This window comes from Kitasatospora indigofera (assembly GCF_014655955.1).
Lineage (GTDB): Bacteria > Actinomycetota > Actinomycetes > Streptomycetales > Streptomycetaceae > Kitasatospora > Kitasatospora indigofera.
The window spans coordinates 63389-73426 of record NZ_BNBO01000042.1 but is presented as its reverse complement, the minus strand read 5'-3'; the positions used below and the strand labels follow the sequence as shown (position 1 = coordinate 73426).

8 protein-coding genes are annotated in these 10038 nt (G+C 72.0%); all 8 read left to right on the top strand.

Annotated features, from left to right (window positions below; translation table 11 throughout):
• Window positions 1–84: 84 nt before the first annotated feature.
• Window positions 85–1038: a mycothiol synthase gene (mshD, locus tag IE329_RS28520; protein ID WP_190213866.1), complete on the top strand. Its 954-nt coding sequence runs from the start codon at window positions 85–87 to the stop codon at window positions 1036–1038.
• A 317-nt stretch (window positions 1039–1355) separates the two neighbouring features.
• The gene (locus IE329_RS28515) at window positions 1356–3488 is read left to right on the top strand and encodes an RNA degradosome polyphosphate kinase (protein ID WP_229927835.1); all 2133 of its coding nucleotides are present in this window, start codon (window positions 1356–1358) and stop codon (window positions 3486–3488) included.
• Window positions 3489–3556: 68 nt separating this feature from the next.
• Window positions 3557–4645, top strand: coding sequence for a CHAD domain-containing protein (locus IE329_RS28510; protein WP_190213864.1), 1089 nt, complete (start codon window positions 3557–3559; stop codon window positions 4643–4645).
• Between the two features lie 288 nt (window positions 4646–4933).
• Complete coding sequence (locus IE329_RS28505; RefSeq protein ID WP_190213873.1) at window positions 4934–5380, top strand: NUDIX hydrolase; 447 nt, start codon at window positions 4934–4936, stop codon at window positions 5378–5380.
• A 429-nt stretch (window positions 5381–5809) separates the two neighbouring features.
• Window positions 5810–6940, top strand: coding sequence for a phosphate ABC transporter substrate-binding protein PstS (gene pstS / locus IE329_RS28500; RefSeq protein WP_190213863.1), 1131 nt, complete (start codon window positions 5810–5812; stop codon window positions 6938–6940).
• 144 nt (window positions 6941–7084) lie between these two features.
• Window positions 7085–8065 (top strand): phosphate ABC transporter permease subunit PstC, encoded by a 981-nt coding sequence (gene pstC, locus IE329_RS28495; protein WP_190213862.1) that lies wholly within the window; start codon window positions 7085–7087, stop codon window positions 8063–8065.
• Window positions 8062–9135 carry a phosphate ABC transporter permease PstA gene (gene pstA, locus IE329_RS28490; protein WP_190213861.1) on the top strand — a complete coding sequence of 358 codons (1074 nt, stop codon included), beginning with the start codon at window positions 8062–8064 and terminating at the stop codon, window positions 9133–9135. Before pstC ends, pstA begins: the two co-directional genes overlap by 4 nt.
• Before the next feature lie 44 nt (window positions 9136–9179).
• A complete protein-coding gene (gene pstB / locus IE329_RS28485) occupies window positions 9180–9956 on the top strand; it encodes a phosphate ABC transporter ATP-binding protein PstB (RefSeq protein WP_190213860.1) in 777 nt (258 codons plus the stop codon).
• Window positions 9957–10038: the final 82 nt, after the last annotated feature.

The window sequence follows — 10038 nt, the reverse complement described above, 5'->3', positions numbered from 1 at the left end:
ACAATCATTGTGGAGAAGCCCTGCCGGGTAACCGGCGGGGCTTTTCTGCGTTTCCCGGCGCGGTCGTTGACGTAGGGTCAGGCCATGGGTGCTGAGCAGAGGTACACACGGGCCGGTAGCGAGATCCACGCGGGACCGGTGCCGGAGGGCAGTGGCGAGATCCAGGAGATCCTGGCCGCCGCCGCGTTGGAGGACGGTCGGGAGGCGGTCTCCGAGCAGGGCCGGCTCCGGTTGCGGTCGGGTACGGCGCGACCGGGCGTCACCCACCTCGTCCAGAGCGCGGTGGGCCAGGAGCAGCCGCGCCGGGTGGGGTACGCCCAGCTGGAGGCCGGCGGGGCGTCCGGTTCGCCCGGCACCGCGGAGCTCGTGGTGCACCCGGCCGAGCGGGGCCGGGGCCTCGGGCGGCACCTGGTCGAGGCGGTCCTGGCGGAGGCCGGCGGGCCGGTGGACTTCTGGGCGCACGGCGGGCACCCCGCGGCCCGGCGGCTGGCCGGTGCCTTCGGCGGCGAGCTGGTCCGTGAACTCCGCCAGATGCGCAGGGCGGGCAAGGCCGTGGACGAGGCGCCGCTGCCGGCGGGCGTGACGCTCCGTACCTTCCGCCCCGGCGAGGACGACGAGCAGTGGCTGCGGCTGAACGCCCTGGCCTTCGCCCACCATCCGGAGCAGGGCGCCTGGACGGAGCAGGACCTCGCGGACCGCTTCGCCGAGCCGTGGTTCGACCCGGCGGGCTTCTTCCTCGCCACCCGCGGCGACCGGGTGGTGGGCTTCCACTGGACGAAGGTCCACCCGGGGACCTCGGCCGGGCCCGCGCTCGGCGAGGTGTACGTGGTCGGGGTGGACCCGGCGGAGCAGGGCAGCGGCCTCGGCCGGGCGCTGACCGCGGCCGGCCTGCGCCACCTGACCGGGGACGCCCCTGGGGAACGCGGACTGGAAACCGTACTTCTCTACGTCGACGCCGACAATCCGGCGGCGGTGCGGGTATATGAACGATTGGGGTTCACCGTCCACGAGGTGGACCTGATGTACCGCGTGCGGTAGCGGGCTGACGGCGCGGGGGCACGGGGCGTGACCGGGACCGGCCCCGACCGACTCAGCTTTCCTCCTGGCCATGCGGTGTTTACCGTGGATTCAATTGCCGCCGCGAAGATCACAGGATGAAGTCCGTAGTGTCTCGTTCACGCAGCGTCGGCCGCCGCCCCGGAACCGGCCGTCACCCGGCCGCTCCCGGCGGGTGGGCGCTGGCGCTGTGCGAGGCCGACGGTCTGCAGGCCGAATCGGACTGTGTCCTGTTGGAGGAGCTGGAGCCCATGAGCATCCCCCGCCCCGTCTCTGTCCCGCTGCCCTCGCCGGTCCGGATGTCCACCGCCCTGGGGATGCCCCCGGAGCAGTTCTCCGTGGACGACGAGGACTCCGAGGAACTCCCCGAGGGCCGGTTCCTCGACCGCGAGCGCAGCTGGCTGGCGTTCAACGAGCGGGTCCTGGAACTCGCCGAGGACCCGGACATCCCGCTGCTGGAGCGGGCCAAGTTCCTGGCGATCTTCGCCAGCAACCTGGACGAGTTCTTCATGGTCCGGGTGGCCGGCCTCAAGCGCCGGATCGCCACCGGGGTGGCCACCCGTTCGGCCTCCGGCCTGCAGCCGCGCGAGGTGCTGGACCTGATCTGGAACCGCTCGCGCGAACTCATGGCGCGCCACGCCGCCGCGTTCCAGCAGGAGGTGCTGCCGGACCTCGCGTCCGAGGGCATCGAGCTGGTGCGCTGGTCGGAGCTGGCGGAGAAGGAGCAGGCGCGCCTGCACACGCTCTTCCGGCAGAAGATCTTCCCGGTGCTGACCCCGCTGGCGGTGGACCCGGCCCACCCGTTCCCGTACATCTCGGGCCTGAGCCTCAACCTGGCCGTGGTCGTCCGCAACCCCGTCTCCGGCCACAAGCACTTCGCCAGGGTGAAGGTGCCGCAGTCGCTGTCCCGCTTCCTGGAGGCGTCGCCGCAGCGCTACGTCCCGCTGGAGGACGTGATGGGCGCCCACCTGGAGGAGCTCTTCCCGGGGATGGAGGTGCTCGCCCACCACGCCTTCCGGGTCACCCGCAACGAGGACCTGGAGGTGGAGGAGGACGACACCGAGAACATCCTCAAGGCGCTGGAGAAGGAGCTGATGCGGCGGCGCTTCGGGCCGCCGGTGCGCCTGGAGGTGGAGGAGTCGATCGACCCCTACATCCTCGACCTGCTGGTCCGCGAGCTGAACATCACCGAGGCCGAGGTCTTCCCGCTGCCCGGGCCGCTGGACCTCACCGGCCTGTTCGGGATCGCCGGCCTGGACCGTCCGGAGCTCAAGTACGCGAAGTTCGTGGCCGGCACCGCCCGCGGCCTGACCGACGTCGAGTCCGCCTCCCAGCCGGACATCTTCGCCGCCATGCGCGAGCGCGACGTCCTGCTGCACCACCCGTACGACAGCTTCTCCACCTCGGTGCAGGCCTTCCTGGAGCAGGCGGCCGCCGACCCGGACGTGCTGGCGATCAAGCAGACGCTGTACCGGACCTCCGGCGACTCGCCGATCGTGGACGCCCTGATCGACGCGGCCGAGTCCGGCAAGCAGGTGCTGGTGCTGGTCGAGATCAAGGCCCGGTTCGACGAGCAGGCCAACATCAAGTGGGCCCGCAAGCTGGAGGAGGCCGGCTGCCACGTGGTCTACGGGCTGGTCGGCCTGAAGACGCACTGCAAGCTGTCGCTGGTGGTCCGCCAGGAGGGCGACACCCTGCGCCGGTACGCCCACGTGGGGACGGGCAACTACCACCCGAAGACCGCCCGGCTGTACGAGGACATAGGGCTGCTGACCTCCGACCCGCAGGTCGGGGCCGACCTCTCCGACCTGTTCAACCGGCTCTCCGGCTACTCCCGCCGGGAGTCGTACCGCCGGCTGCTGACCGCGCCGCGCGGCCTGCGGGACGGGCTGATCGCCCGGATCCACGGGGAGATCGCGCACCACCGGGCGGGCCGCCCGGCGTACGTGAAGCTCAAGGTCAACTCGATCGTCGACGAGGCCGTGATCGACGCCCTCTACCGGGCCTCGCGGGCCGGTGTCCCGGTCGACGTCTGGGTGCGCGGGATCTGCGCGATCCGGCCCGGGGTGGCGGGGCTGAGCGAGAACATCCGGGTGAGGTCCGTCCTCGGGCGGTTCCTGGAGCACTCGCGGATCTTCGTCTTCGGCAACGGGGGCGACCCCGAGGTCTGGTTCGGCAGCGCCGACATGATGCACCGCAACCTGGACCGCCGGATCGAGGCGCTGGTGCGGGTCGCCGACCCGGCGCACCGGGCCGAGCTGTCCGGCCTGATCGACCTCGGTGTCTCCGACGAGACCGAGTCCTGGCACCTCGGCCCCGACGGGGCCTGGACCCGCCACTCGCACGACGCCGAGGAGAGGAGGCTCCGGCACGTGCAGGACCTGCTGATCGACTCGCGCCAGCGCCGCCGGGCCTCCTCCTCGGCCCGCTGAGGCCGCCGAGCAGTCGGCCACCAGCCCCGGGGGAGGGTCCCCCGGGGGGACGGGGATTCACCTACGCCATGACCGATGTGCCGATGACGGCCTCGGGGTCGTCCACCGCGACCGCCGGGGAGATCCTCTCCCGCCATCTCACCGCCCAGGCCGGTGCGTTTCTGCGCGCCCTGCCGCAGGCGGTCGGCGAGGTGGGATCCAGACCGGGCGCCGTCCTGCACCCCTCGGCGGGCACCGCGGACCTGCTCCGGGCCGTCCGGCGGATCGGCGGCGTGCTGCACACCTTCGCGGCGTCCTTCGAACCGTCCTGGGCCCAGGAGTCCCGGGCCGAGCTGCGCTGGCTGCTGAACCTGCTCGCCCAGGAGCCCGGCTACCTGCGGCGCTCCACCCGGCTGCTCGGCGCCCTCGACTCGTTGAGCGCCGCCGACGCCGAGGGCCCGGGGATGCTGGCCGGCCACGCCGGCGCGCCCAAGGCGCGGGCCCTGCTGGACCGCCAGCTGACCCTGGCCCGCACCCGCGCGCACTCCACCGTGCTGCAGGAACTCCGGTCGGCCCGGCTGCACGCGCTGGCCGACCGGATGACCCTGCTGGTCGGCGAGGTGCCGCTGCGCGAGCAGGCCGTCGGCGGACCGCGCGACAGCCTCCTCCCGCAGACGGGCGCCGCCCTCGGCGCGCTCGACGCCGGCGCCCGGCTGCTGCCGCTGCACCGCGCCTCCACCCCGTACGGCGGCGACGGCCTGCGCCGGCTCGGTACCGTCCCGGCCGCCCGCGGCGTCCTGGACGCCGACGCGGTGCTGGCCGCCGACGACGCGCCCTGGCACCGGGTGCGGATCCTGGCCAAGCGGGCCCGGTACGCCCTGGAGGTGTCCGGCCGGCCGGTCCCGGCCCTCGACGAGCTGGACCGGACGCTCGGCCGCCACCAGGAGGCCTCCGACGCCGCCGTCACCGCGGCCACCGCGGCGCGCACCCCGCGGATCACCCCGGCCACGGCCTACGTGCTCGGCGTGGTGCATGCTGATCAACGACTGGAGGTCGAGGCGGCACGGTACGCGTTCGGCCTGCAGTGGCCGGACCTCGCTCCCAGCCTCGCCGGCTCGGGGGCACCTCCAAGCCACCCGGCCGGAGGAGAGGTGCCCCCAGCGTCACGGATGGCATGAATGGGCAACCGCCTGAGCGGTAAGCAGGACAAGGACGACCACGGCAAGGGGTCGGCCCGGATGAGCGCGACCGGCCGGCCGTCGGCCGCCGGGCGCGGCGGCTCCGCCGGCGGTGCCGAGCGCACCAGGGGCCGGGAGGCCGCCGGGCGGGACGCCGGGCAGCGCCGCCGGCTGCGGGAGGCGAAGAAGCCGGGCGGACCCGGCCGGACGCGGACCGCCGCACCGGAAGGCGCCGAGCCGGGCCGCCGCCGGGCGGTCACGGGCGCCTCCGCGTCCCCGTCCGCGTCCCTGTCCGGCCGGGGGCGGACCGTCCTGGCGGCCGGTGCGGTGCTCTGGCTGCCCGGACGGCAGAAGAAGAAGGGTCTCGGCCGGCCCAGGATCGCGCTGATCCACCGGCCGAAGTACGACGACTGGAGCCTGCCCAAGGGCAAGCTGGACCCGGGCGAGAGCCTCGTCCAGGCGGCCCTGCGGGAGGTCGAGGAGGAGACCGGCCTGCGCTGCGTGCTCGGCGCGGAGCTGCCCGCCCAGCACTACCTGGCGCAGGGGCGCCCCAAGGAGGTCCGGTACTGGGCGGCGGTGCCCGTCGGCGGGTCCTTCACCCCCAACCGTGAGGTCGACCGGTTGGAGTGGCTGCCGGCCCGCAAGGCCAGGGCCCGGCTGACCCACGACCGGGACCGGGTCCTGGTGGACGCGCTGCTGGCGGCGCTCGGCGCCCGTCCGCTGTCGAAGGACTGACCGGCCCGGCCCGGCCCGCCGCCCGGGCCGGGAGGGCGTGCAGGTGGTGCGGCGTGCGGGACGGCCGTGACGGCGGTGCGCCGTGAAGCCGGGACGGCGTGAAGGCGGTGTGCGGGCCCCCGCCGGGCCCGCCACCGGCCCGGGCCGCAGGTGCGCGGGCGGCATCCCGGTTCACCCGTCCGAGTGATCTCTCCGCGCCCTCCCCGTGACGCAACCGTTACTACCTGACGCTGTTTCCTGCCATCCGTTCGAGGTTCACTCTCCGTTCACTTACGACCGGCTGACGCGTCACCTACCCGTCCTAACTTCTGGATTACCGGAGGGCCGAACGGGCCCCGGACCACAGCAAAACCCGCGCCATCCTCAGCCACCGGACACTCAGCGTCCGGATGCGACCGGCGTCGGCAATGCCACAGAAAGGGACACCCTGTGAAGCTCCAGCGGAACGGCCGCTCCAAGGCCCTCGTCGTCGGTGCCATGGCGCTCGTCAGCTCGCTGTCGCTCGCCGCCTGCGGCTCGGACGACAACACCGGCGGCGCCGGCGCCGCCGGTACGAGCGCTCCGGCTGCCGCCGCCATCGCGTGCGGCAAGGCGGGTGCCCTGGTGGCCGCGGGTTCCACCGCGCAGGGCAACGCGATCGACGTCTGGAAGACCAACTTCGGCAACGCCTGCGCCGGCTCCTCGGTCAACTACAGCGGCGGCGGCTCCGGCGCCGGTGTGCAGCAGTTCACCCAGGGCAAGGTCCAGTTCGCCGGCTCCGACTCCGCGCTGAAGCCGGCCGAGGTCGACGCCACCAAGGCCGTCTGCACCGGTGGCCAGGGCATCAACCTGCCGCTGGTCGCGGGCCTGATCTCGATCGTCTTCAACGTCGACGGCGTGGACAAGCTGACGCTGGACGGCGCCACCACCGCGAAGATCTTCGACTCGCAGATCACCAAGTGGAACGACCCGGCCATCGCCGCCCTCAACCCGGGCGTGAACCTGCCGGCCGCCGACATCCAGGCCTTCCACCGCTCGGACGACTCGGGCACCACGGACAACCTCACCAAGTACTTCGCCAAGGCCTCGGGCGGCGCCTGGTCCTACCCGTCCAGCAAGACCTGGGCCGGCAAGGGCGGCCAGTCGGCCAGCGGCAGCGCGGGCCTCGCGGCCCAGGTGAAGCAGGTCAAGAACTCGATCAGCTACGTCGAGCTCTCCTTCGCCCAGACCAACAGCCTGAAGAGCGCCGCCATCAACACCGGCGCCAGCAAGCCGGTCGAGGCCACCGCCGACAACGCCGCCACCACCTTCGCCAAGGCGAAGATCGCCGGCACCGGCAGCGACCTGGCGCTGACCCTCGACTACGCGACCAAGGAAGAGGGCTCCTACCCGCTCGTCCTGGTCACCTACGAGATCGTCTGCGACAAGGGCAACAAGGCCGACACCCTGGAGACCCTGAAGTCCTTCCTCACCTACGCCGCCAGCGACGGCGGCCAGCAGGCGATCGGCAGCACGGGCTACGTCCCGCTGCCGAAGGAGCTGGCGTCCAAGGTCCAGGCCGTCATCCCGACCCTGGCCTGACCCACCCACCACCGGTGAGGCGGCCCCGCAGTGTCAGGGGGGCCGGGGCCGCCCCACCGGGTTCCACCCGCCAGAAGCACGTCCGGGGCACCGCCGCCATGGTGCCGCCCCCACGGGGCGGCGCCACCAGACCGGAGTAGACCAATGACTTCATCCCACCCTGCCGACGCGCCGGGCAGGGTCCGCAGGCGCAAGACCAGCCAGCTCGGCGACAAGATCTTCTTCAACGCCGCCCGCGGAGCGGGCATCCTGCTGCTGGTCATCATGGCCGCCATCGCGGGATTCCTGGCCTACCGCTCGGCCCTCGCGCTCAGCAAGAACCAGGGCAACTTCCTCACCACCTTCGAGTGGGCGCCGGACGCCCCGAAGCCGGTCTTCGGCATCGCCGTGCTGGCCTTCGGCACCATCGTCAGCGCCGTCATCGCGATGGTGATCGCGGTGCCGGTGGCGATCGGCATCGCGCTGTTCATCTCGCACTACGCGCCGCGGAAGATCGCCCAGCCGTTCGCCTACCTGGTGGACCTGCTGGCCGCCGTGCCGAGCATCGTCTACGGCCTCTGGGGCGCGCTGTTCCTCGTCCCGCACCTGGACGGCCTGACCAGCTGGATGGACCAGTACCTCGGCTGGACGTACGTCTTCGACCAGACCCGCGCGGGCACCACGCCGCGCACCCTGTTCACCGTCGGCATCCTGCTCGCCATCATGGTCCTGCCGATCATCACGGCCGTGACCCGTGAGGTCTTCCGGCAGGTCCCGCGGATGCACGAGGAGGCGGCGCTCGCGCTCGGCGCGACCCGCTGGGAGATGATCCGCACCTCCGTCCTGCCGTTCGGCCGGCCCGGCATCATCTCGGCCTCCATGCTGGGCCTCGGCCGCGCACTGGGCGAGACCATCGCGGTGGCCGTCGTGCTCTCCTCCAACAGCGTTCTCTCGCTGCACCTGCTCGACCCGGGCGGCGGCACCTTCGCGCAGAACATCGCGCTGAAGTTCAACGAGGCCGGTTCGTTCGGCCGGGATGCGCTGATGGCCTCCGGCCTCGTCCTGTTCGTGATCACCCTGCTGGTGAACGGTGCCGCCCGAATGATCGTCGCGCGCCGCAAGGAGTACTCGGGGGCCAACGCATGAGCGCCGTGACCACCACCGCGGCCTCGCTGCCGCAGCTGCGCCGCAACCTCACCACCGCCCGGCTGCCCAAGTGGTCCCAGGCCGCCGTCGCCGCCGGCTCCGTCGCCCTCGGCTGCGGGATCGGCGCCGGCTTCGGCCTGGCCAGCCACCTGCAGTGGGGCCTGATCGCGGCCGCCCTGTTCGTGATCGTCAGCTACGCCCTGTCGGCCCGGGTCGAGGGCCGCCGGCAGGCCAAGGACCGGCTGGCCACCTCGGTGGTCTGGGTCGCCTTCGTGGCCGCCGTCGTCCCGCTCGCCGCGCTGACCTTCTACACCGTGCAGCAGGGCATCGCGGTGGTCGACGCGAACTTCCTGACGCACTCGATGAAGGGCGTGCTCTCCGCCGGCCCCGGCGGCGGCATCTACCACGCCCTGATCGGCACCCTGCAGCAGGTCGCCCTGGCCACCCTGATCGCGGCGCCGCTCGGCCTGCTCACCGCGGTCTACCTGGTGGAGTACGGCCGCGGCCGGCTCGCCAGGACCGTCACCTTCTTCGTCGACGTCATGACCGGCATCCCGTCCATCGTCGCCGGCCTGTTCGTCCTCTCCGTCTGGATCCTGGGCCTCGGGTTCTCGTACTCCGGCTTCGCGGGCAGCCTCGCGCTGGCCATCCTGATGATGCCGGTGGTCGTGCGCTCCACCGAGGAGATGCTCAAGCTCGTCCCGAACGAGCTGCGCGAGGCCTCCTACGCACTCGGCGTGCCGCGCTGGAAGACCATCCTGCGGATCGTCATCCCCACCGCGATCGGCGGCATCACCACCGGTGTGATGCTCGCCGTCGCCCGTATCACCGGGGAGACCGCGCCGGTGCTGATGCTGGTGTTCGGCGCCGACATCATCAACAACAACCCGTTCCAGGATCCCCAGCAGTCGCTTCCGATGTACATCTGGCAGCAGTACGCCCAGGTGAACAACGACTTCGGGTACGCCCGTGCCTGGGGTGCCGCGCTGGTGCTGATCGCCTTCGTGATGGGGCTCAACCTCATCGCCCGGGGCATCGCCCGCTGGCGCTCGCCCAAGACCGGGCACTGACGGACCGACTGACGTAGACCGAAGACGAGAGAAGACGAACGATCATGGCCAAGCGCATCGACGTCAGCGGACTGTCCGCCTACTACGGAACCACCAAGGCCATCGAGGACATCTCGATGACCGTCGAGCCCCGCTCGGTGACGGCCTTCATCGGCCCCTCCGGCTGCGGCAAGTCCACCTTCCTGCGCACCCTGAACCGGATGCACGAGGTGATCCCCGGCGCCCGGGTCGAGGGCAAGGTGATGCTGGACGACGACAACCTGTACGGGGCCAACGTCGACCCGGTCGCCGTCCGCCGCACCGTCGGCATGGTCTTCCAGCGCCCGAACCCCTTCCCGACCATGTCGATCTACGACAACGTCGCGGCCGGCCTGAAGCTGGCCGGCGTGAAGAAGAAGTCCGTGCTGGACGACGTGGTGGAGAAGTCCCTCAAGGGCGCTAACCTCTGGAAGGAGGTCCACACCCGCCTGAACAAGCCGGGCGCGGGCCTCTCCGGCGGTCAGCAGCAGCGTCTGTGCATCGCCCGGGCCATCGCCGTCGAGCCGCAGGTCCTGCTGATGGACGAGCCCTGCTCGGCCCTGGACCCGATCTCCACCCTCGCCGTCGAGGACCTGATCGGCGAGCTGAAGTCGCAGTTCACCATCGTGATCGTGACGCACAACATGCAGCAGGCCGCCCGCGTCAGCGACCGCACCGCGTTCTTCAACCTGGCCGGTGTCGGCCAGCCCGGCAAGCTGGTCGAGCTGGACGACACCCAGCGGATCTTCTCCAACCCGTCCGTGCAGGCGACCGAGGACTACATCTCCGGCCGCTTCGGCTAGCCACCACCTGTCGCGCCCTTCGGGGGGAGCGACGACAGCACGAGCTGCTTCGTGGTGCTGCATGGCGGTGCCGCCGCGAAGC